The organism is Albibacillus kandeliae (assembly GCF_003116585.1).
GTDB classification, from domain to species: domain Bacteria; phylum Pseudomonadota; class Alphaproteobacteria; order Rhodobacterales; family Rhodobacteraceae; genus Albibacillus; species Albibacillus kandeliae.
This window is the reverse complement of sequence record NZ_QEHM01000001.1, coordinates 607,104-628,465: the sequence shown is the minus strand read 5'-3', so window position 1 is coordinate 628,465 and position 21,362 is coordinate 607,104. Positions and strand designations below refer to the sequence as shown.

The window sequence follows — 21,362 nt, the reverse complement described above, 5'->3', positions numbered from 1 at the left end:
TGAATGCCGTTTGAGAAGACACTAACGGTCCTGGTGTTCCCGAACGTTGCGCAAACACAAACTTCAGGATCGAATGCCGCTCGGGCCGACGATTTCCGCCCCGAGCGGCCGAAGCAGGTCGCGTTCCGATGACGACATGAGAACAGCGGCGGTCGATGCGGCATCCGCAATCGCCGCACTGTCATGACATATCGAGACCGGCCCGGAAGTGGGCTGCGCTTCACGCCTGGGGTCAAAGATGTGCCCGATACCCGCGACGGGATCGACCAAAGTGCCCGAAACATCCGAAGTGGCAATTGCTTTGTCTTTCAGAGTGACGGCCCGGCCGCCGGGGATCGATACGGTCCATCCCTGCCCCTGCCCGTCCCCGAAAGCCCGGATTTCTCCTGCGTTCACCAGAATGTCCCGGAGACCTGCACTCTTCAGAAGAGAGGCAAGACGATCTGTGGCATAGCCCTGTGCGATCCCGTTCAGGGTCAGAGCCATACCACCCCTTTGAAACCTGATAGCCTGCGTGGATAGCGATACATGTTCGAATCCGACGCGGCGACGCACGTGCTGCACTTCGTCCGCCCCCACACGGCGCCCTTCGGCAAACGCACGAGCATGAAGGTCGAACAACGGTTGGACTGTCGGATCGAAGGCGCCCTCCGTCGCGGTGAAGACCGCTCGGGCCTCCGACAAGAGATGTAGCATAGCAGGATCTGGGTCATGCAGTATCTGATCCCGGTTCAGCTGAACCAGGGCGCTGTCCGCCCGGTAGAGCGAGAAGAGGCTCTCGATACGCGAAAGCTCCAATTCAAGGCCGTCAAAAAGCGGAGCCGCCTCGGCCGGCGAAATGCCGCAAAGGGCGATCTCGGCGCTCGCGCCAAGGGCTTGCCCCCGCCAGTAGGCGACCTCTCTGCCCGCAGCGGATGCACGGCCAGCCGCAAGGGTCGCGGCCGACATGGCAATGAAACGACGTCTCGAGAACCGGGTCATTGCATGACCTCCCCGTGGGCGGCATGCCCGCTCATCCCGATTTCCGCGGGACGCACGTAAATTTCCGGCACTTCGCCCCAATGAACGATGCGTCCACCCCGATCCGCTATGAAGGCTGTCGCGTCCTCTTGGCGACTGAACGGTAGCGCTTCAGGCACCCCCATTCCGCCAAGCTGATCGCTCTCGATGACGAGAAAGGCGGTTTCGGCAGCCTGCCAGTTGGCGATGCCCGGCACGCTCCAGCTTTCCGCGTGGCTCATGTCGGAGACGAAGACCGCAGCGATCTCCATCTCCCGCTCCGGGTCATGCATGTAAGCGACGGCATCGGACACTTGGCTGAACCAGAGCGGCTCAGCCCGGCCTTTCAGATGGACCTGCGCCTTGGGACCAGGATGATCTGCGACAAACATCTGGCAGTAATGGCCGAGCGCATCGTCCGTCATCTCGACGGGGACAACGACGCTCGCCACATCTTCCTTGCAGGCGGTCAGGGCCAAAGACACGGCAAGGGCGAACACGACTTTCTTCATGGGACAATCCTCTTGGTGCGGGCGGAGCCAATGGCGATCGTTGCCATCAGCCAAAGCCCGAGGGCGGCCAGCGCGGCCACCGGCGGGAACGGAAGGGTTTGGGAAAGACCGTCGATCCCCGCGACGGGCGCGGCGTCGATCATGGCAAGGTTATAGAGGCGGAACGCATCGGCGGGGTTCGCGATGACAAGCCATGGGAAGACGTGGGTGGAGAAGATACCCTCACCCGCCGCCATAATGGCGCCCAGAAGCGCGACGTCATAAAGAACGACCAGCAGCAGCCAAACACCCACAGCGGCCGCAGCAGCCCGCGCAGTTCGACCAGTCAGCGCCGACAGCATCAGCCCCGTCCCGACGAAGATTGCTCCCAGCCCGCCCGCCGATAGCATCAACCGGAGCCACGCATACACACCTTCCTGGCTTACCTCTGCCAGGAAGCCGATGATACATCCGACCGTCCCGAAGGCGATCAGGATTGCGACGCAGACGGCAACTGTCTGGGCAAGAAACTTCCCGACGAAAACCTCCCACCGACGGACCGGCGTGGCAAAGGTCAGTGCAAGAGAACCCCGCTCGACCTCTCCGGAAATCGAGTCATAGGACATGAGTAAGGCGATCAGCGGGATCAGGTAGACCGAAAGGGTCGCAAGGCTGACCGCCGTCAAGGTCAGCACATCGACCTTCAGGCCACTTCCCTGCCCGGCACCAAAGAGCGCCAGCGCCAAAGCGAACAAGCCAAGCACTGCGGTTGCCAGAATGACCCAGAGGTTGCGGCGCGCCTGCCGCAACTCCTGTCCGAAAACGGTGCCGATGCGCGTGCTCATATCTGGTCCTCCGTCGGGCCCATTCGGGAAAAATGCCGGTAGATGTCGGTGAGACCGGGCGGACAAATCTCGATGTCCCGCAGCCTGTCCTGGTGCCGCCCGAGGCGCGCCAGAAGGTCCACCTTCGTGCCCTGCCCGCAATCGAGGTCCAATCGGCATCCATTGATCCGCCGCCCGCCGAATTCGCCATGAAGATCGTCTGCCGCCCCCGGCTTGGCTGATATACGGATTGTGATCGGCAGCCCCGCCTCCTGGGCCAGGTCGGCCAGGGTGCCCTCTGCCTTCAGCTGCCCGCGGGCGAGGATCGCGATGCGGTCCGTCTTGTCCTGCACTTCCTCCAGCCCGTGCGACGAGAGCAGCACGGCAGAACCCCGGGCCGCCGCATCCGCAATCACCTCGTAGAACTCGTGCCGTGACACCGGGTCGAGACCGCTGGTCGGTTCGTCGAGCAGAAGAAGCCGCGGGGCACCGATCAGGGCCTGCGCCAGCCCGAGACGTTGGCGCATCCCCTTGGAATAGGCCCCGACCGGCCGATCGGCGGCGTCCAGAAGGCCAACGCGCGCCAGTAGGTCCGAAACCTCGGTTTTCGGCGTTCCCCGCAGGCCTGAGAAATAGCTCAGGACCTCGCGGCCCGACAGGTTCCTCTGGAACGAGACGACCTCGGGAAGGTAGTTCAGGGCCTCCCTGGCCGGGTTGGAGCCCGGCGCGTGTCCAGCAACGGCAACGGTGCCGGAGCTTGGACGCAGGAACCCGAGAACCGTCTTGAACAGCGTCGACTTGCCTGCCCCGTTATGGCCGAGCAGGGCCAACCGTTCGCCGGGTTGAACCGAAAGCGACACATCGTCGAGCACCTTTTGCCCACCGAAAGACAGACAGAGAGCATTGATATCGAGGATTGCAGTCATGATGGTGCTCCTTGCGGCAGTCCGGTTCCGATCGGCGACGTCAGCGGATGGGTATCGGTCACGCCCCCGGGCAAGAGCCCGGGGAACCGTGATTGCGACCAGCGGATGAGTTGCATCGCCGGCGCCCCCATCAGCAGCCTTGCCGCCGGCTGCGACCAGACAAGCCGGTCGATGCTGTCATTGGGCCGATATGGACTGTCGGCGATGCCGTCGCCGTTCACATCAAAGGCGACGTGATCGGACCAGTAGTTGCCCATGCCGTCGGCCGACCATTCCATCCACGTGGTGCCGACGTATTTCACCTGGGTCCTGTTGCCGATGAAGGCATTTCGGGCCATCACATTGCCCTGGCTACCTGCGGTGAAGTGGACACCGATCCCACATCCTTCGAAGCGGTTGCCCTCGAACCGGTTATGGTTGGAATTGTAGATAAACAGGCATTTTTCGCCGCCATTGCGCACTTCGTTCCGACGCATTTCGGCGCGGTTGGCGAAGTTCATGAAAAAGCCGTGGTTGGCGTCGCCGTCCGACAGGTTCCGTTCAACGAGCAGCCGCGTTGAATACATGAAGGCAAAGCCCATGTCGTTGCCGCGGCTGATATTGTCCGTGACCTCGATCCGGTTGGCATACATGGAATGGAACGCGAACCGCAGGTCGCTGAAGCTGTTGCGCCTGTAGACCGCGTCATTGGACGTCGTGATGAACACGCCGTCCCGGCCTTTCGAGATCCGGTTGTCCTCCACCGTTAGACCCGGTGCGTTCCAGACGTAAATGCCCGGCCCGCGTTCAGCCACGCGCAGATCGTTGCGGCCGTCGATCCGGCTGTTCCTGATGGTGACATCACGGGCACCGTGAACGTCGATCCCGATCAGGTTCCCATTCAACGTCACCCCGTCGATGATGGTGCCCTTCGCCGCTTTCGTCAGGCGAATGCCGCTGTCGAGATCGCTGAGTCGGGCACCCGCGCCCGTGATTGTGAGCGCGGTGATCGTCACGCCGCCGGTCTCGACCGTGACGACGGAGCCCTCGCCCGGACCTTCGATCCGGGCAAGAGGTCCCGTGAGCGTAACAGGTGTCTTGATAATCACCGGCCCGGCATAGGCGCCTTCCCCAAGCACCAATGTATCGCCGGGCCGGGCGGTCGCGAGGGCCCGCACCAGCGCCCCCGGTCCCGGCCGCACCTCGACCGTCTCCGCAAGGGACGCAAGCGGAGCGAGGCAAAGGGCCAGCACGAAAACCAGAGAGCGCATGATCCGGTCCTCTCCCCTTACGCGACCGGTTTCACGAGCATGCGTCCGCGCATCTCCATGTGGAGTGCGTGACAGAACCACTGGCAGTAATACCAGTGCACGCCCGGACGATCGGCGGTGAAGGTGACCGACGCCGTCGCCTGCGGACCGACCTCGAAGGCGATGCCGTGATTGCCCAAGGTGAAGCCATGGGTCAGGTCATCGACCTCGTCCATGTTGGTGATGTAGACAGTCACCTCGTCGCCCTGTGTCACCTCGAACTGATCGAGGCTGAACGCCGGCGCGACCGAGTGCATGTAGACCCGCACCTTGTTGCCGTCACGGATGACATCGGCACCGTATTCCAGTTCCACGCCGTCCTTCTCAGCCTGAAGCCGCGCCTCTTCCCACAGGCTGTCACCACGGTCATAGATCGACGCGGGGTTCACCTTGTCGGCACGCACAAGAATACAGTCATGCGGCTCGGCAAACGTTGGGCCATCGTGGACAAGCGCCATCTTCTCGCCGGAGATGTCGATGACCTGGTCGTTCTCGGGTTTTAGCGGGCCCACGTTCAGGAACCGGTCCTTGGAGAACTTGTTCAGCGAGATCAGGAACTGCCCGTCCGCCTCAAGCGTCTCGCCCATCGTGGTGTGGTTGTGACCGGGTTGGTAGTGCACGTCGATCTTCTCGATGATCGGGTCCACGTCCTCGCCGTTGAAGGCCTTAATGGCGTCCTCGATGTTCCACTTCACCATCTGGCTGTCGAGGAAGAGGGTCGTGAACGCGTTGCCCTTGCCGTCATATGCGGTATGAAGCGGGCCGAGGCCCAGCTGCGGCTCTGCCACCACGGCCGAGCGCGGTTCTGCGCCGCCGAAGACCTCGGGCAGCTTGGTTACGTCGATCACAGTCACCGTGGGCGACAGCTTGCCGTTGATGCACAGGTGGCGCTTGTCGGGGGCCATGTTGCAGCCATGCGGGCTATTCGACACAGGGATATACTGGGTGTATTTCCCGGCTTCACGACCGTCGAACACCTTCACGCCGTTGTATTCGGTATAATCCCCGGCCGCGATGCCGGCCTCGATCGCCTTGATGTCGAAGATGACAACCCAGTCTTGCTCGTTCGCGGTCATGTCCGCCAGCGTGACCCCGTTCTCGGAGTTGTAGCAGGTCGAGAACGCGTATTTGCCTTCGTAATCCGCATCGCAGTTATCGAGGTTTCCGTTGACGATCACCTGCCAGGCGATCTCCATCGTGTCACCGTCGATGGCAGTGAAGATCGAGACGTATTTCTCGGGTTCGTCCAGCACGATGCCGTCGTTCGGCAGCGGGATACGGTGTTCACCATTGGCGAAGACGTAGCCGGTGCGCGGGTATTTTTGCGGCCGCAGACCGTGAATGTCCGACGTGTTCGGGATCTCGATGATCTTGTCGGTCTTCATGATGTCGCAGCGGATACGCGCGACGCGCGTGTTCGCTTTGTCGTTGGCGAACAGGTAGCGCCCGTCATAGGTGCCCTCGGTAAACGACATATGCGGGTGGTGCAGGTCGCCGTTGTCGTAGGTGACGCGACCGCGCTTTGCGAGGAACTCCTTCGTTTCCGGCAGCAGCCCCTCGGTCAGGATCTTCAGGCTTTCGTTGGTCGACCCCCAGCCGGTGGCCGAGCAACGGTTGAACACCGGGATGCGCATGAGCTCACGCATGGACGGCACGCCGATGATACGCACCTCGCCAGACTGGCCCGAAGACCAGAAGCCATAGTAACTGTCCAACTCGCCTGGAGCGACCTCAATTGAGGCCGTGGCAGCCGCCGCCTTGCGGGACGAGGCAAGCAGGCCCAGTCCGCTGGTGCCGGCGACGGTCGCGAGCGCCGCGACACCAGCAGTTCCCTTGAAGAGCCCCCTGCGGGACACACCCTTGGTTTCTTCGCTCATTGTCTTTCTCCTTCATTTGGCATTGGAAAGTTGGTTGGGATGACCGAGGTTCGGTCGTTCGGTATGGGCGGCGAGCGCAGCCGCCGATGCCGCGTCCTTGGCGCGTCTCTTGTCGGTCTTGATGACGACGGGACAGCGCGCGTGATCCTGGTAAAGAACCTGACAATTCAGGCAGGAGATGCACTCGTTCGGGTTGATCTCGCCCGTCGGGTGGATGGCATCGACCGGACAGTCCTTCGCGCAGAGCTGACACGGATTGCCACATTCCTTGTAGCGTTTGAGCCAGCGGAACATGTGCAGTCGCGCAGGGATAGCGAGCCCACCGCCGAGGGGGCAGACGTATCGGCAATAGAACCGCTCGATGAAAAGCCCCGGAAGCAGGAAGGCCAGCGCAAGCAGCACATAGGGCAGAGGCCGCGCGAACTTGAGGATAATCGCGGTCTTGAACGGTTCGACCTCGGCGAAACGCTCAGCCAGTTCGAGCGAATAGAGCGACAGGCCGAACAACCCGAGAAAAATGATGTATTTGATCGCCCATAGCCGCTCGTGAAGCCCCCAGGGCAGTGTCACCTGCGGCACCCGGACCCGACGTGCGATCTTGTTCGACAGTTCCTGGAGCGCGCCGAACGGGCACAACCAGCCGCAATAGGCCCCACGCCCCCAGAACAGCAGAGCAGCCGCCACAGCGAACCACAGGATGAAGATCAGCGGGTCCATCAGGAAGGTGTTCCACTGGAAGTCGCTGAAGAGCGCGTTGACCACGGCGAGGATGTTCACGACCGAAAGCTGCGCATTGGCGATCCAGCCGACGAAGACAAGCGTGAACACGAGGTAGGTGTTGCGTAAGATCGCGAAGGTCCGCGCGTTCCGTGTGGCGAAAGCCTGGAAGAAGAAGATGCCCGACAGGAACGCCAGCGCGGCGGCAAGAACAATCACCTGGAGCCGCTTGGTATCCCAAATCCGTTGCCAAAGCGCGTCGCGGGCGTCCGTGTCAGCCGCTGCCGGTTCCGGGTTTGCCACGGGCTCAGAGGGAACGTCGCGGACATACGGAGACGGAAGCTCGTAGCCCAAGTCATAGGTCAGGAAGACCTTTTCGATCGGACCGACGGCACGGCTGACGAGGAATTGCAGCCGGAATTCTCTCGCTGGATCGAACCCGGAACCGGCGGGGATGATGAATAGGTCCATCTCTTCGAATTCCGGGGCGCCCTCGGCCGCGATCCGTCCGATGCGCTGATGCCCGCGATCACGAAACCGATAGGACATCTCGCCCTGGATCAGCTGAAAACGGTCAAAAATGCCACCACGCACATAGCCTGACCCCTTAAAGGACCAGTCCCCGGCGCCGAGGACGGCGATGGCGTGGTCGCCCGGCTCCAACCGTGCCGCCAGATTTTCCCACCCCGCCTCGCCAAGCAGGGACTGGCCTATGGCTGGATGGCTGACCAACGCCGTCCGGACATCGACATAGGCTTGGTCAAGTGCTGCTGTTTCCGCGGCCTTCTCTGTCCGTGGATCACCGAGCGCGGCAAAATCCGCATTGATCGTCCCGACTTCCAAAATGAGGCGACGAATGGCGCCGTTGCCGGCCAACGTTTCCCAGTCAGTGACTTGACCGGAATCGGGGTCGATCTCCTTTCCCGGACCAGCCGCGGAAGGGGCCGCGAAACCATCCAGCCCCAAAGCGCGGGCAGCCTTCACGCCGGCCCTCAGGATCGAGTCGTCGATCACCATGATGGTGACCGTGGCCCCCGAGACAATTTCCAGGTCACCCGTATCCCTCGGACCGGCCACGGACCGCAGATCGAATCCGGTATAGTGGTCGATGACCGCCCGGATCTCGCTCTCTGGAATACCAACCAGAACGATCGGCTCCGAATGCTTGATCAGCTTCGCGCCGGTCAGATGTGCCTCAGGCGAGAGGCCAGAAAGTATATGGATCGGCTTGCCCGAATACCCCGTCGTCGGCACGAAATCAGAGGTAAGGAACACCCAACCGATCGTGTCGCCGCCCTTCAAGGCCGGCACGAGGCCGTCTTCGCGTGGAACGCCGTAGGCCTCGGCTCCAGGCACAAGTTCCTGAGGCTCTACAGCCTCAATGAATTGATCCACCATAGGAGCCGCGAAGGCCTGAATAGAAAAGCCCGACAGGACGGCCAATGCCCACGAAATTTGGCGTATCGCGCTTCGCATCCTTACTCCGCCTCACTTCAGCTCAAACTTGTTTGGGCGTTGTCTAAAGGCGGGGCCGGATGCGGAGTTTGCGCTGGAGCAACCTTCTCGCTGAATTACAGCCTCGGTGAAACGAAAAGCGGGGCCTTGGGCCCCGCACTCTCTTTCTGTTTTTCTTTTGCCTGCGGTTCAGGCGGCTGTGGTCTCGTCTGCCTCCGGCTCCTGCTTGATACCTCGACGGAAGGCGGTCAATCCCTGCCCGACCTCGCCCATGATCGAGGAAATCTTGCCGCGCCCAAACAGCACGATCACTACGACGAGAATGATCGCCAGACCCGGCAATCCGATATTGTTCAGCATGACGTCATGTCCTTTCTTTGCGCAAACACTGGCACGTTGGTCGCTCGCGCCTAACTTCGCACCAACGGCGAAGAACGCTGGTAGACATGCGCATCCCTACGGCATCAGTCTTTGCGCTTCAGCAAACTCGCGTAGTTTCAGTTGCCGACCTGCCGTTCGAGAAGAAAACTCTGGATCTCCTCGGCCGGCGAAAGGCCCGGTTGGGTCTTACCCTGAAGTTCCTCCGGCACGGTCCAGCCCGGAGCGACACCGGTCATGTCCGGCAGCTCGTGCGCGATGCCCTTGTGACAGTCGATGCAGGTTCGCTGACCGGACAGCAGGTATTCGGTGTGGATTTCCGCTGCGCGCGGCGATTGGCGGCTCAGGTCCATGGCCACTTCGGAATGGCAGTTCCGGCATTCAAGGCTGTCATTGGATTTCAGCCGCACCCATTCCCGCTGCGCCATGACCAATCGGTGCTCCAGAAATTTCTGGCGGGTATCGATGGTCCCGAAAATCTTTCCCCAGACCTCTTTCGACGCCTGCATCTTGCGGGCGATCTTGTCGGTCCATTCATGAGGCACGTGGCAGTCGGGACACCCTGCCCTCACCCCGGACCTGTTGGAGAAATGGACGGTGTGTGACAACTCTTCGAAGACATTGTCCCGCATCTCGTGGCAGGAGACGCAAAAGTCCTCGGTGTTGGTGTATTCGAGCGCTGTGTTGAAACCGCCCCAGAAGATCACCCCTCCAACGAACCCGCCCAGGGTCAGGAAACCGAGCCCAAGCGTCCCCGCCGGGGTCCACAAGACGTTCCTGAACCAGCGGAAAGGGGCAAGTATCCAGCGCATGTCACTCACTCCCCGCGCCGGACGCGCCCAATTCAGACATGTCTGTGAAAGTATTGCCGATCAGTGCCGACGTGTCGGCCTGCGGCACATGGCATTGGGTGCAGAAATACCGACGAGGAGACACGTCGGCGAGCATCTGTGCATCTCGTGTCATGTAATGTGTGATCGAGATCATCGGGGCCCCGGACCCGAGTGAATGTTCCCGCTTGTGGCAGGACATACAGCGGTTCGCATTGACAGACAGCTGGTAACCCTCAATCGAATGCGGGATCACCGGTGGCTGTTCGGGATAGGCCCGCATCTGGCGCACATCGTCTGTCACATAGCGTTCCAGTGGAGCGGCTGGGACTGGCTCCATCGGGTCCGGTGCTGGACCGGAAAGTTCCGGCACGCCCTGCGCAAGAACGAAGGTCGCTGTCAGGCAGGCGGCGAGGATAGCGGACAGGCGAAACTGTCTCATCAGACCTTCTCCACGCGCACAGCGCATTTCTTAAAGTCCGTCTGTTTCGAGATCGGGTCGGTCGCATCCAGCGTCACCTTGTTGATTAGCTGGCTGGCATCGAACCACGGCACGAAGATCACTCCAGGTGGCATCCGGTTACGTCCGCGTGTCTCAATTCGGCTGCGTATCTCACCCCGGCGCGAGATCACCCGCACCTCCATGCCCTGATTCAATCCGCGTTTCCGCGCGTCGATCGCGTTCATGAATACCTTGGCTCCCGGAAACGCTTTGTAGAGTTCGGGCACGCGCATCGTCATCGAGCCGGAATGCCAGTGTTCCAGCACCCGGCCCGTCACCAGCCACATGTCGAACTCGTCGTCCGGACTTTCGGCCGGCGGTTCATAGGGGACGGAGATGATGACAGCCCGCCCGTCCGGCTTGCCATAGAACTCCCACCCGCTGCCGGGGGTCACATAGGGATCATGCCCCTCCTTGAAGCGCCACTTGGTCTCTTCGCCATCGACAACCGGCCAGCGTAGCCCGCGGACCTCGTCGCTTTGGTAGGTGTCGTAGGGAGCCAAATCATGACCGTGACCACGCCCGAAGGAGGCGTATTCCTCGAACAGGCCCTTCTGGAGGTAAAAACCGAAATCCTTCGCCTCCTGGTTCTCGTAGTCGTCGCGCACCTCATCCAAGGGGAAGGCATCGACCTGACCATTGGCAAAGCAAACATCGTAGAGCGTCCTGCCCCGGTATTCAGGATGCGCGTCGAGGATATCAGCCGGCCAGATCTCGTCTGTCGTGAAGCGTTTCGAGAACTCGACCAGTTGCCAGAGGTCCGACCGCGCCTCGCCCGGCGCATCGACCAGTTGGTGCCATGCGTGGGTGCGGCGTTCCGCGTTGCCGTAAACGCCTTCCTTCTCCACCCACATGGCGGCAGGCAGGATGATGTCCGCGGCCATGGCCGTAACTGTCGGATACGCGTCGGAGACCACGATCATATTGTCGGGGTTCCGGTAGCCCTGGTAGGTTTCGTTCTGCGAGTTGGGTGCCGCTTGCAAGTTGTTGTTCACCTGCACCCAGTAGAAGTTCAGCACACCGTCCTTCAGCATCCGGTCCTGAAGCACCGCATGGAACCCTGGCTTGGTGTTCAGCAAGCCATGTGGCAGCTTCCACAGCTCCTCCGCGTGGTGCACATGCTCGGGGTTGGTCACCACCATGTCCGCAGGCAGACGGTGCGCAAAGGTCCCGACCTCCCTCGCGGTGCCGCAGGCCGAGGGCTGGCCGGTCAGCGAAAACGGTGAGTTGCCAGGCTCGGAGATCTTCCCGGTGAGCAGGTGGATGTTGTAGACCATCTGGTTTGCCCAGACGCCGCGGACATGCTGATTGAAGCCCATGGTCCAGAGCGACATGACCTTGATGTCCGGATCGGCATAAAGTTCAGCCAGTTCTTCGAGGAACCCCGGTTCGACCCCCGAAAGGTCACTGACGTAGTCGAGTGTGTAGGTCGAAACATGCTCCTTGAACGCTTCGAAGTCCGACGGTTCCATCAGCCCAGCATTGGCGGCGCCAGTCGCAGCCTGCTCGCGCGGGTCCTCGTCGCGCAGGCCGTAGCCGATATCCGTCTGCCCCTTCATGAAGGTCGTGTGCTTGCCGACGAACTCCTCGTTCACGCGACCGGTCTGGATGATGTGATTGGCAATGTAGTTCAGGATCGCCAAGTCGGTGCCCGGCTTGAACACCATGGGGATGTCGGCAAGATCCATCGAACGATGAGTAAAGGTCGATAGCACCGCGCATTTGACCCCGGGCGTGCCCAGCCGTCGGTCAGCCAGCCGCGTCCAGAGGATCGGGTGCATCTCGGCCATGTTCGAGCCCCAGAGCACGAAGGCGTCGGCGTGTTCGAAATCGTCGTAGCAGCCCATCGGCTCGTCGATGCCGAAGGTCCGCATGAAGGCAACGGCAGCAGATGCCATGCAATGCCGCGCGTTCGGATCGAGGTTGTTCGACCGGAACCCCGCCCGCATAAGCTTGGTCGCGGCATAGCCTTCCAGCACGGTCCACTGGCCTGAGCCGAACATACCGATGCTCTCCGGCCCCTTCTCCTTCAGCTGCTTCTTAACCCGCTCGGCCATCACGTCGAAGGCCTCGTCCCAGGTAACCGGCTCGAACTCGCCGTTCTTGTCGAATTCACCATTAGTCTTGCGCATCAGCGGCGTGGTCAGGCGGTCTTCGCCATACATGATCTTGGAGAGGAAGTAGCCCTTCACGCAGTTGAGGCCGCGGTTGACCTCATGCTGCATGTCGCCGTGCGTGGCCACCACTTTGCCCTCCTTCACGCCGACCATCACGCCACAGCCGGTGCCGCAGAACCGGCAGGGCGCCTTGGACCACTTGATCTTCAGGGCTTCGACACCGCCCGGAACCGGCTGCGCAAGCGCATCGTGCGGAATTCCGACAGCTGATGCAGCCAGTGCAGCGGCCTGCGCTTTCAGAAGCTGGCGTCTGTTCAGATCGAGTGGCATATGGGCTCCTCCATTTCGTCGGGGTCTTCTGCGTGTTCGAAAACCATGTTCGCCACGAGCACCCCGGGCATGAGATTGATTTCGGTCAGTCGGTCCCCAAGCTGACCGGTGCTGCCACCCTCGATCGTGATGATCAACCGGGTCGCATCGCCACCGTGGATTTCCACCCCTTCCAAGCTCACAAGACGGTCTGCGACAGCATCGCGATGCGTATCCCTGACGCTCACGACTGCGGACGAGACGTGCCAGCGCTCAGGCATTGGCGGGCTCCTTTTTCACGGCATGAATGGCATCGGCCGGGCACGGTGCAACGCAAGCGCCGCAGCCCGTGCAGGCCGACTCGTCGAGGACAGGCACGAAAGGGCCGCCAATCCGAGGCTGCATCGAAATGGCCTCCTCCGGGCAGGCGTCCCGGCAAGACATGCAGGTAATACCGGCCTGCACGAGGCAATCGTTCGAAATCGCGAACGTGTGAGTCATGCGAAGATCAGTCGCAAAGACCGGCTCTTCGCAAACCTCCGCACAGGCTCCGCAAAACGTGCACTCGCCCTGGTCGGGCACCAGGACCACACCGCAGCCGGTAATGGCGAGGACACGCTCGGGGCAGGCGGAAACGCATTCGCCGCATCCCGTGCAAGCGCTACTCGACGCGAGGTCCACGCCCGGCGGTCTCGGCCTAAATTCAGCCGGTCGAGGAGACCCTTTCAGAAGTTGGCGGCGGGATATGCTGGCTTGGGCTGGCATGTTTGATCAGTGCCCAAGCGGCCCCGGAGGACCAGCGATGATCTGATACATCCAGACAAGAAAGCCATAACCGCCGACAACTCCCACGGCTACAATCGGCCATATGCCAAATGCGAGCACGAAGAATCTGAGTAATTCTTGCCGCCTGTTCAGTGTTCGAGGGCTGTCTGGCGGGTTGCTGCTGCCATTTGTCATCATACCGCTCCGAAATGATGCGATAGCCTGATCGGTTCGGCCGATGCGTCGTCCTAAAAGCTCTGGATCAAACACCAGGGGAATCAGCAGACCAAGAATATATTGCCAGCTTCTTCACACATCACGCAACCGTGAGGTAGTGGAACGACTCTGTTCTGCAAATCGGCTGACGGTCGGACGACCCCTTTCCCTGGACCGATTTATGCCTTGGTTTCCTTGACGGGTATTGCGAACGCTGTGTGGCCATTGGCGACGGCGACGCGGATCTGGAGCTCGGCGACCTGGCGGTCGAAGTCCCGTGCCATGAGGCGCTGCCCCAACAGCTTCATCGAAAGGCAGGTCTGGCTGGCCGCGTTGCTGTAGGTCTGCCAGATCTGCCCCTCCATCTGAATCGCCTTCCTATCTGCCTACCGCCGGATGCACCTTCCCGGCCGCCCGTGCAGCGACGCTTCGCAAAAATTCCGGTCTATCAAAAGGCAACGAGTGTTCGTTTCTCGCTTGAATCTTCACGTTAGAAGGCGACATCATCTTCTGTGCCAGTTGGAGGACGGGCCTAAAATCCGGGCCTACAGCTCTTCGGCAGCACGCATCGAAGCCTTATAAATAAGGCAAAATCAAACCAGAAGGAAAAAGATCGGCACCATCCATCATGGGTGCAACGGAGAGACGGGCGGCGTGGCCGATACGGGCGCTCATGGCGTACTTCCTGAATCCTGGGAACGCGGCAGTGCCGCGCGCGGGGTCGGTTGCTCTTGCGCGAGCCGCCGGGGTATGGCGGGCGCGCTGCGGTGCGGCGGGCTCTCTAGCATGGCGGGGCGGTGTTGTCATGTCTTGCGGTGCGCGACCCGCCAGAACCGGCCCGGCGACCGCGGGACGCAACCTTTGCACCGCCGCGCGCGCCTCACGGATCACAAGAACTTGAACGGCGACGGAAGTACCCGGAGGCTGCGTTAAAGCTCGCGAGCAGGCTGTCGATCCATTGCGACAGGACAAGAAACGAACAAAGGACGATTGATGTCATTTCCGAAGATTAAACGGTGCGGCCGGTTCCGGCCGTCGCCGCCGGTGACTTGTCGCACCTCCCCAAATGGGTCAGATAGAACTGATGCGGGGCGACGTTGGGTCAACCGGAGCGACGCGACGCCCGAGGGGGCTCCTGCCCGCCCTGCAAGGTCGCCTGCGGCCTTCGAAACACGGGCTGCTGCGGCTGCAGAAACGACCGGAAAGAGGCATTTCATGAAGAACTGGAAACCAGGCGTGACTGGCAGAGCACTTTCCCGGCCATTGCTGGCCCTCGCCGCGGCCCTGCTGACGCTGCAGCCCGCCCATGCGCAGCAACCGCCGAACACGGCGGTGAATGCGGGCGTCGTCGAACTCTCGCGCGGCGACGTGCCGGTGAACGTGCCGCTCTCGGGTCAGGCCGCGGCCTCGCAATCGGCAACGATCCGGCCGCTGGTCGACGGGGTGATCACCGAAATCGCCTATCGTCCCGGCCAGCCCATCGTGAAAGGCACCCTGCTGTTCCAGGTCGACCCGCGCAGCTACGAGGCCGCGCTGGCCTCGGCCAAGGCCACCCTGCAGAGCGCCGAGGCCGCCCTGCCCGCCGCCAAGTCCGCGCTCGACCGCGCGGAACGCCTTGTCGGCAGCAGCGTGACACAGGAAACCCTCGAATCCGCCCGCGTGACCCATGCCCAGGCCGAGGCCACCGTGGCCGAGGCCCAGGCCTCGGTGCTGACCGCCGAGATCAACCTTGCCCGCGCGCAGATCACGAGCCCCATCGACGGCATTCCCGCCGTTGCGGATGTGTCTGTCGGCGACCTCGTGACCAGCGGTCAGTCGGACGCGCTGACCACCATTACCAGCCTCGACCCGATTTACGTCGACCTGAACGAGGCAAGCGCGCGCATGCTGCAACTGCGGGCGCGGATGGAAAGCGGCGAGATGAAGCCGGGCGACCGGATCAAGGTCCGCATCACCCTCGAGAACGGACAGGTCTTCAACGGCGAGGGCCGCCTCGACAGCATCGGCAGCGTGGTCTCCACCACCACCGGCACCCGCAAGGTCCGCTTCGAGTTCGCCAATGCGGAACGCCGCATCCTGCCCGGCATGTTCGTCCGGGCCGAGATGACCCTCGGCACCTCGCAGGCCATCCTCGTGCCCCAGCTTGCCGCGACGCTGCAGGCCGACGGGACGCTCAAGATCTTCACCCTCGGCGACGACAACACCGCGCAGGAGGCCATCGTCTCCTCCATCGGCTCGACCGACAACGCATGGATCGTGGCCAGCGGGCTGGAGGACGGCACCCGGCTGATCGTGGACAACCTCGACCGCATCAGCAACGGCGTCAGCATCAATCCCGTGGCCGTGACGATCTCCGACACCGGTGTGATCAGCGACAGCCAGGGCGGTAACTGAACCGATGGCGCGCTTCTTCATTCACCGCCCGGTCTTTGCCTGGGTTCTCGCCATCGTGACCATGCTGGGCGGCATCCTCGGCCTCCTGAATCTCCCCATCTCGCAGTACCCCGAGGTTTCGCCGCCGACAGTGCGGATCTCCGCGACCTACAGCGGGGCCGCTGCCGCAGCGGTCCAGAACTCGGTGACCTCCACCATCGAGGACGCGATGACCGGGCTCGACGGCATGATCTACATGACCTCGTCGTCGACCAGCGGGTCCTCCTCGATCAGCCTCGTCTTCGATCAGGACACCGACCCCGAGACCGCGCAGACCGAGGTGCAGAACAAGGTCCAGCTGATCCTGTCGCAGCTGCCCGACTCGGTGCAGGACGCGGGTGTCCGCGTGTCCCGTTCCACCAGCTCGATCCTGATGGTCGGCGCCCTCGTCAGCGCGGATGACAGCTATTCCACCATCGAACTGGCCGACCTCCTCGACACCAGTGTCGAGGGCCCGGTGCAGCGCATTGAGGGCGTGGGCTCGATCAACACCTTCGGCTCGGGCTATGCCATGCGCATCTGGCTCGACCCCGACAGCCTGTTCCAGTTCGCCCTGACCCCGGCAGACATCACCTCGGCCGTCGAGGCCCAGAACACCACGGTTGCCGTCGGTGCACTTGGCGATGCGCCTGCCACCTCGGCGCAGCAGTTCACCGTCGACGTGACGGCGCAAAGCCAGCTGCGCACGGTGGACGATTTCCGCAACATCCTGCTGAAGACTGATAACGCCGGCGCCGAGGTCCGCCTCGGGGATGTCGCCCGGATCGAGATCGGACAGGAGAGCTATGGCGGCGACGCCCGCTTCAACCGCCACAACGCCGCCGGTTTCGCCGTCAACCTCAGCACCGGGGCCAACGCGGTGGAAACCGCCAAACGGGTCCGCGCGGCACTGGACGGGCTGAAATCCAGCTTTCCCGAGGGCGTGAGCGTCGAATACGCCTATGACACCTCGCCCTTTGTCGAACTCTCCATCGAGAAGGTGGCGCACACGCTGGTCGAGGCCATCGTGCTGGTGTTTCTCGTCATCCTCGTCTTCCTGCAGAACTGGCGCGCCACGCTGATCCCCACGCTGGCGGTGCCGGTGGTTCTGCTGGGAACCTTCGGCATCCTCTCGGTCTTCGGCTACTCGATCAACACGCTGACCATGTTCGCCATGGTGCTGGCCATCGGCCTGCTGGTGGATGACGCCATCGTCGTTGTCGAGAACGTCGAACGCGTGATGGAGGAAGAGGGCCTCGGCCCCGTCGAGGCGACCGAGAAGTCGATGGACCAGATCACCTCGGCCCTCGTCGGCATCGGGCTTGTCCTCTCGGCGGTGTTCCTGCCGATGGCTTTCATGTCGGGCTCTACCGGGATCATCTATCGCCAGTTCTCGGTCACCATCGTCTCAGCCATGGCGCTCTCGGTCTTCGTCGCCCTGATCCTGACGCCGGCGCTCTGCGCCACGCTGCTGCGCCCCCGCAAGGAGGACAGCGGCATCGCGCCCGCCCGCTGGTTCAACCGCAACTTCGACCGCATGACCAACGGCTACCTCGGGGCCAACCGGCGCATCCTGAGACGACCCTTCGCCGCGCTCGTCGCGCTGGCGGCGGTCGGCGGGTTGGTCTGGGTGCTGTTCACGCAGATCTCCTCCTCCTTCCTCCCGGCCGAAGATCAGGGCGTGCTGATGACGATCATCCGCCTGCCGGACGGATCGACGACGGCCCAGACGCTCGACGTGGTCGAGAAGATCGAGAACTACCTGCTCGACGAGGAAAGCGAAGGCGTCCAGTCGACCTTTGCCTCGCTCGGCTTCAGCTTCTCGGGATCGGCCCAGAACACCGCCATGGTCTTCGTCAAGCTCAAGGACTTCGACGAACGCAAGGGCAAGGACGAGCTCTCGGCCAGCGCCATCGCCATGCGCGCGAACATGCATTTCATGCAGACCAACCGTCAGGGTAGCGTGATCTTCGCCCAGCCCCCCGCGATCAGCGGCATGGGCTCCACCTCGGGCTTCCAGATGTACCTTCTCGATCAGGGCGCGCGCGGTATCGCCGCCCTGCGGGCGGCCGCCGACGACCTCGTCGCCGCCGCCGAGGCGGACGGGCGCGTGACCAACATCCGCGGCAACGAGGAAAAGGACCGCACCGCGATGCGGATCGACATCGACCGGCAGAAGGCGTCGAGCTACGGGCTCACGCTGTCCTCCGTGAACTCGATGCTGACCACCATCTTCTCCGGCACCGACGTGAACGATTTCCAGATGGAAACCGAACTGCGCCCGGTGATCGTGCAGGGGGATGCCCCCTACCGGATGCAGCCGACCGACCTGTTCCGCTGGTCGGCGCGCAACTCCGACGACGAGATGGTGCCCTTCCCCTCCTTCACCACCATCAACTGGGAGAGCGTCCCGACTTCGCTGGCACGCTACGGCGGCACCCTCGCGCTCGAACTCTCGGGCGAGCCGGGTGCAGGCGTCAGCTCGGGCGACGCGATGGACGCGATGGAGGAACTGGTGGCCCAGATGCCCGGCGGCTACGGCGTCGCCTGGACCGGCATCTCCTATCAGGAACGCCTGTCCGGCTCGCAGGCGCCCATGCTCTACGCGATCTCGGTGCTGGTGGTCTTCCTCTGCCTCGCGGCCCTCTACGAAAGTTGGAGCATCCCCTTCGCGGTCATCCTCGCGGTTCCCGTCGGCATCCTCGGGGCGCTGGCGGCGGCCAAGCTCTTCGGCCAGTCCAACGACGTCTACTTCAAGGTCGGCCTGCTGACGACCATCGGCCTCGCGGCGAAGAACGCCATCCTGATCGTGGAGTTCGCGGTGGAGCTGCAGGAGAAGGGCATGAAACTGGTGGACGCGACCATCGAGGCGGCGCGACAGCGTCTGCGCCCCATCCTGATGACCTCGCTCGCCTTCATCCTCGGGGTGGTGCCGCTGGCGGTGGCCTCCGGGGCCGGAGCCGCGGCGCAGAACTCCATCGGCATCGGGGTGCTCGGGGGCATGGTCTCGGCCACGGTGCTCGGGGTGTTCCTGATCCCCGCCTTCTATGTCTGCGTGCGCAAGCTGTTCACGCGTAACGATAAAGCTCGGAGTTGATCCATTGAAACGGCTGATCCTCACCGCGGCGCTGCTCGCGACCGCATGCGCGCCCGTCGGGCCCAACTACAAGCGGCCCGACATCGCCCTGACCTCCACCTATTCCGAGGCCTCGGCCAGCCGCATCGGCGAAGTCGCGACCAAGCAGTGGTGGAGCGAATACCGCGACTCCACCCTGAACGACCTCGTGGCGCGCGGCCTGCGTCAGAACCTCGATATCGCCGAGGCGATGGAACGCATCCGTGCCGCCGAGGCGACGCTGCTCGGCACGGGCCTGCCGTCGGCGGTAAGCGGTGACCTGACCGCATCCTCGACCCGCGCGGGCGCGGACGCCACCCGCACCACGACCACCAGCACCGGCGGCCTCTCGGCCTCGGTCGCCCTCGACCTCTTCGGCGGCATCCGGCGCGCCCGCGAAGGGGCGCAGGCCGACCTCGCCGCCGCGCAGGCCGACGAGGGCACCGCGCGCCTCGCCTATCTCTCGGCGCTGATCGGGGCCTACATCGACGCCCGCTACTATCAGGAGGCGCTGGCGCTGACGCGCGGCACCATTTCCAGCCGCGAGGAAACGCTCCGGATCACCCAGCAGAAGTTCGACGCCGGTTCTTCGACCGAACTCGACCTCGTGCAGGTCCGCGCCCTGCTCGACTCCGCGCGCGCCGATATCCCGAGCCTCGAGGCAAGCTTCCTCGCGCAGGTCTATTCCATCGCCACCCTGCTTGGCGAACCCGCGGATCCGCTGGTCAGCCGGATGCAGAAGGGCAGCGCCCAACCGCGTCCGCGCGCTTCTGGCTCCATCGGCATTCCCGCCGACCTGCTGCGCAACCGTCCCGACGTGCGCTCGGCCGAGATGTCGCTGGCCTCGGCCACGGCCGCCGTCGGCGTCGCCGAGGCGGATCTGCTGCCCTCGGTCACCCTCGCGGGCGACGTTTCGGGCAGCAGCGGCACCCCGTGGAGTTTCGGCCCTTCGCTCTCGCTGCCGGTGTTCAACCAGCCGGTGCTGCAGGCCAGCCGCGACGCCGCCGTCTCGACCGCCAAACAGGCCGAGATCAGCTGGCGCAGCACTGTTCTGGGCGCGGTCGAGGACGTGCAATCCTCGAACAGCCGCTGGATCCGCGACCGCCAGATCGTGACCCACGTCAGCAACTCGGTCGACTCCTACGCGCGCGCGCTGGAACTCTCGCGCCAGTCCTACGAACAGGGTGCGCTGTCGCTGCTCGACCTGCTGGACACCGACCGTTCGCTTGAATCCGCGCGCCTGAGCCTCGCCTCGTCGATCCAGTCGATGGCAGTGGACTGGGCAACGCTGCAGGTGGCGCTCGGGGCCGGGGCCTACGTCGGCTCCTCCACCCCGCGCTGAGAATGCGGCGCGGCCCCGACGGGCCGCGCCTGCCCTAGCCTGCCGACCCCAGACGCCCGGCCAGCGCGTCGCGGCAGGCCTCAAGTTCGGCAAAGATCTGGTCGTCGCGACCCTCGGCCCGTGACTCCGGCACCACGGCAACCAGCGCATGAACCCCCAAGGGGCTGCGAAGCGCCACCGAGAACCCCACGAAATCGTCGTTCCGGTCACGCGCCCGCCCCGAGGCGCGCACGGCGTCGAGCCTGCGCGCTAGTTCCGGGTCACTCCATGCGGCGGGCAGCTCCGGGCTCTCGGCTATGATCGCCAGCCCCGGCGCGAGGTCTCGCGCCGGCAGCGGGATCGTCCCCAGCGGGAACACCACGCGCAGCACCCGTTCCGCCACGCAGCGGTCAAGGGCCGTCACCTCGTCCCCGTTCAGCATGCACAGCGCTACCGACTCGTGCAGCTCGGAACAGAGCCGTTCGAGAAAGGGCCGCGCGACCGAGACGATGTCGATCTGCCGCCGGTACAGCATCCGCGCCAGTTCGGGCCCCAACTGGAAACCTCCCTGGGGGCCCGAAAGCTCGACGAACCGCTCCGCCTCCAGCGCCTGCACGATCCGCTGCACCGTGGACCGCGCCAGCCCCACGCGCTCGGCGATCTGGGCAAGGCTCAGCCCGCCCGGGTTGTCGGCCAGCGCGCGCATCACCGACGCCGCACGGGCGATCACCTGGATGCCGCCGCCGCGCTCTTCCTGTCCTGTCATGTGTCCTCCCGCGCGTCGCGGCGCCGGGGCAACAGCCCCCGCGCCGTCCGTTC

18 protein-coding genes and 1 pseudogene are annotated in these 21,362 nt (G+C 63.4%); 3 read left to right on the top strand and 16 right to left on the bottom strand.

Features of this window, described 5'->3' with window-relative positions:
- Positions 1-63 precede the first annotated feature (63 nt).
- From DDT93_RS02955 to DDT93_RS02885, 15 genes and pseudogenes are all read right to left on the bottom strand, one after another.
- Positions 64-981, bottom strand: a complete 918-nt coding sequence (locus DDT93_RS02955) for an FAD:protein FMN transferase (RefSeq protein WP_109464291.1) — start codon at positions 979-981, stop codon at positions 64-66.
- Entirely contained in the window at positions 978-1,511 is a 534-nt protein-coding gene (locus DDT93_RS02950; RefSeq protein ID WP_109464290.1) for a nitrous oxide reductase accessory protein NosL, read from the bottom strand. The genes DDT93_RS02955 and DDT93_RS02950 overlap by 4 nt, the downstream gene beginning before the upstream one ends.
- Complete coding sequence (locus DDT93_RS02945; RefSeq protein ID WP_109464289.1) at positions 1,508-2,335, bottom strand: ABC transporter permease; 828 nt, start codon at positions 2,333-2,335, stop codon at positions 1,508-1,510. The genes DDT93_RS02950 and DDT93_RS02945 overlap by 4 nt, the downstream gene beginning before the upstream one ends.
- Positions 2,332-3,240 (bottom strand): ABC transporter ATP-binding protein, encoded by a 909-nt coding sequence (locus DDT93_RS02940; RefSeq protein WP_109464288.1) that lies wholly within the window; start codon positions 3,238-3,240, stop codon positions 2,332-2,334. The genes DDT93_RS02945 and DDT93_RS02940 overlap by 4 nt, the downstream gene beginning before the upstream one ends.
- Positions 3,237-4,490 carry a nitrous oxide reductase family maturation protein NosD gene (locus DDT93_RS02935; protein WP_109464287.1) on the bottom strand — a complete coding sequence of 418 codons (1,254 nt, stop codon included), beginning with the start codon at positions 4,488-4,490 and terminating at the stop codon, positions 3,237-3,239. The genes DDT93_RS02940 and DDT93_RS02935 overlap by 4 nt, the downstream gene beginning before the upstream one ends.
- A 17-nt stretch (positions 4,491-4,507) precedes the next feature.
- The gene (gene nosZ, locus DDT93_RS02930) at positions 4,508-6,406 is read right to left on the bottom strand and encodes a TAT-dependent nitrous-oxide reductase (RefSeq protein WP_109464286.1); all 1,899 of its coding nucleotides are present in this window, start codon (positions 6,404-6,406) and stop codon (positions 4,508-4,510) included.
- Positions 6,407-6,418: 12 nt separating this feature from the next.
- Positions 6,419-8,599: a NosR/NirI family protein gene (locus DDT93_RS02925; RefSeq protein WP_109464285.1), complete on the bottom strand. Its 2,181-nt coding sequence runs from the start codon at positions 8,597-8,599 to the stop codon at positions 6,419-6,421.
- Between the two features lie 168 nt (positions 8,600-8,767).
- Positions 8,768-8,938 (bottom strand): twin-arginine translocase TatA/TatE family subunit, encoded by a 171-nt coding sequence (locus DDT93_RS02920; protein ID WP_109464284.1) that lies wholly within the window; start codon positions 8,936-8,938, stop codon positions 8,768-8,770.
- Positions 8,939-9,075: 137 nt separating this feature from the next.
- Positions 9,076-9,768: a NapC/NirT family cytochrome c gene (locus tag DDT93_RS02915; protein ID WP_109464283.1), complete on the bottom strand. Its 693-nt coding sequence runs from the start codon at positions 9,766-9,768 to the stop codon at positions 9,076-9,078.
- A gap of 1 nt (position 9,769) precedes the next feature.
- Positions 9,770-10,228, bottom strand: a complete 459-nt coding sequence (locus DDT93_RS02910) for a nitrate reductase cytochrome c-type subunit (RefSeq protein ID WP_109464282.1) — start codon at positions 10,226-10,228, stop codon at positions 9,770-9,772.
- The gene (napA, locus tag DDT93_RS02905; RefSeq protein ID WP_109464281.1) at positions 10,228-12,735 is read right to left on the bottom strand and encodes a periplasmic nitrate reductase subunit alpha; all 2,508 of its coding nucleotides are present in this window, start codon (positions 12,733-12,735) and stop codon (positions 10,228-10,230) included. Before napA ends, DDT93_RS02910 begins: the two co-directional genes overlap by 1 nt.
- The gene (locus DDT93_RS02900) at positions 12,720-12,995 is read right to left on the bottom strand and encodes a chaperone NapD (RefSeq protein WP_109464280.1); all 276 of its coding nucleotides are present in this window, start codon (positions 12,993-12,995) and stop codon (positions 12,720-12,722) included. The genes napA and DDT93_RS02900 overlap by 16 nt, the downstream gene beginning before the upstream one ends.
- Positions 12,988-13,479, bottom strand: a complete 492-nt coding sequence (locus DDT93_RS27140; protein ID WP_109464279.1) for a ferredoxin-type protein NapF — start codon at positions 13,477-13,479, stop codon at positions 12,988-12,990. The genes DDT93_RS02900 and DDT93_RS27140 overlap by 8 nt, the downstream gene beginning before the upstream one ends.
- 6 nt (positions 13,480-13,485) lie before the next feature.
- Entirely contained in the window at positions 13,486-13,674 is a 189-nt protein-coding gene (gene napE / locus DDT93_RS02890; protein ID WP_109464741.1) for a periplasmic nitrate reductase, NapE protein, read from the bottom strand.
- A gap of 200 nt (positions 13,675-13,874) precedes the next feature.
- Positions 13,875-14,003 (bottom strand): annotated as a pseudogene (locus tag DDT93_RS02885) (IS5/IS1182 family transposase); the annotation flags it as partial.
- Positions 14,004-14,931: 928 nt separating this feature from the next.
- Between DDT93_RS02885 and DDT93_RS02880 the strand changes: the two are divergent.
- From DDT93_RS02880 to DDT93_RS02870, 3 genes are read left to right on the top strand one after another with little or no spacing between them, the layout of a single operon-like run.
- Positions 14,932-16,089 carry an efflux RND transporter periplasmic adaptor subunit gene (locus DDT93_RS02880; protein WP_157960082.1) on the top strand — a complete coding sequence of 386 codons (1,158 nt, stop codon included), beginning with the start codon at positions 14,932-14,934 and terminating at the stop codon, positions 16,087-16,089.
- Positions 16,090-16,093: 4 nt separating this feature from the next.
- Positions 16,094-19,204, top strand: coding sequence for a multidrug efflux RND transporter permease subunit (locus tag DDT93_RS02875; RefSeq protein ID WP_109464277.1), 3,111 nt, complete (start codon positions 16,094-16,096; stop codon positions 19,202-19,204).
- Positions 19,205-19,208: 4 nt separating this feature from the next.
- On the top strand, positions 19,209-20,564 hold the full coding sequence (locus DDT93_RS02870) for an efflux transporter outer membrane subunit (protein ID WP_232825354.1): 1,356 nt from the start codon (positions 19,209-19,211) through the stop codon (positions 20,562-20,564).
- Positions 20,565-20,598: 34 nt separating this feature from the next.
- On the opposite strand, the gene DDT93_RS02865 is transcribed toward DDT93_RS02870, so the two are convergent.
- Positions 20,599-21,309, bottom strand: coding sequence for an IclR family transcriptional regulator (locus DDT93_RS02865; RefSeq protein ID WP_109464275.1), 711 nt, complete (start codon positions 21,307-21,309; stop codon positions 20,599-20,601).
- Between the last annotated feature and the right edge of the window lie 53 nt (positions 21,310-21,362).

Bases quoted from the DNA above. Each gene is read 5' to 3' on its own strand.
- DDT93_RS02875 (WP_109464277.1), top strand. From the start codon at position 16,094: ATGGCGCGCTTCTTCATTCACCGCCCGGTCTTTGCCTGGGTTCTCGCC.
- DDT93_RS27140 (WP_109464279.1), bottom strand. From the start codon at position 13,479: ATGCCAGCCCAAGCCAGCATATCCCGCCGCCAACTTCTGAAAGGGTCT.
- DDT93_RS02925 (WP_109464285.1), bottom strand. From the start codon at position 8,599: ATGCGAAGCGCGATACGCCAAATTTCGTGGGCATTGGCCGTCCTGTCG.
- DDT93_RS02950 (WP_109464290.1), bottom strand. From the start codon at position 1,511: ATGAAGAAAGTCGTGTTCGCCCTTGCCGTGTCTTTGGCCCTGACCGCC.
- DDT93_RS02865 (WP_109464275.1), bottom strand. From the start codon at position 21,309: ATGACAGGACAGGAAGAGCGCGGCGGCGGCATCCAGGTGATCGCCCGT.
- DDT93_RS02940 (WP_109464288.1), bottom strand. From the start codon at position 3,240: ATGACTGCAATCCTCGATATCAATGCTCTCTGTCTGTCTTTCGGTGGG.
- DDT93_RS02945 (WP_109464289.1), bottom strand. From the start codon at position 2,335: ATGAGCACGCGCATCGGCACCGTTTTCGGACAGGAGTTGCGGCAGGCG.
- napA (WP_109464281.1), bottom strand. From the start codon at position 12,735: ATGCCACTCGATCTGAACAGACGCCAGCTTCTGAAAGCGCAGGCCGCT.
- DDT93_RS02915 (WP_109464283.1), bottom strand. From the start codon at position 9,768: ATGCGCTGGATACTTGCCCCTTTCCGCTGGTTCAGGAACGTCTTGTGG.
- napE (WP_109464741.1), bottom strand. From the start codon at position 13,674: ATGACAAATGGCAGCAGCAACCCGCCAGACAGCCCTCGAACACTGAAC.
- DDT93_RS02955 (WP_109464291.1), bottom strand. From the start codon at position 981: ATGACCCGGTTCTCGAGACGTCGTTTCATTGCCATGTCGGCCGCGACC.
- DDT93_RS02935 (WP_109464287.1), bottom strand. From the start codon at position 4,490: ATGCGCTCTCTGGTTTTCGTGCTGGCCCTTTGCCTCGCTCCGCTTGCG.
- DDT93_RS02920 (WP_109464284.1), bottom strand. From the start codon at position 8,938: ATGCTGAACAATATCGGATTGCCGGGTCTGGCGATCATTCTCGTCGTA.
- DDT93_RS02910 (WP_109464282.1), bottom strand. From the start codon at position 10,228: ATGAGACAGTTTCGCCTGTCCGCTATCCTCGCCGCCTGCCTGACAGCG.
- nosZ (WP_109464286.1), bottom strand. From the start codon at position 6,406: ATGAGCGAAGAAACCAAGGGTGTGTCCCGCAGGGGGCTCTTCAAGGGA.
- DDT93_RS02900 (WP_109464280.1), bottom strand. From the start codon at position 12,995: ATGCCTGAGCGCTGGCACGTCTCGTCCGCAGTCGTGAGCGTCAGGGAT.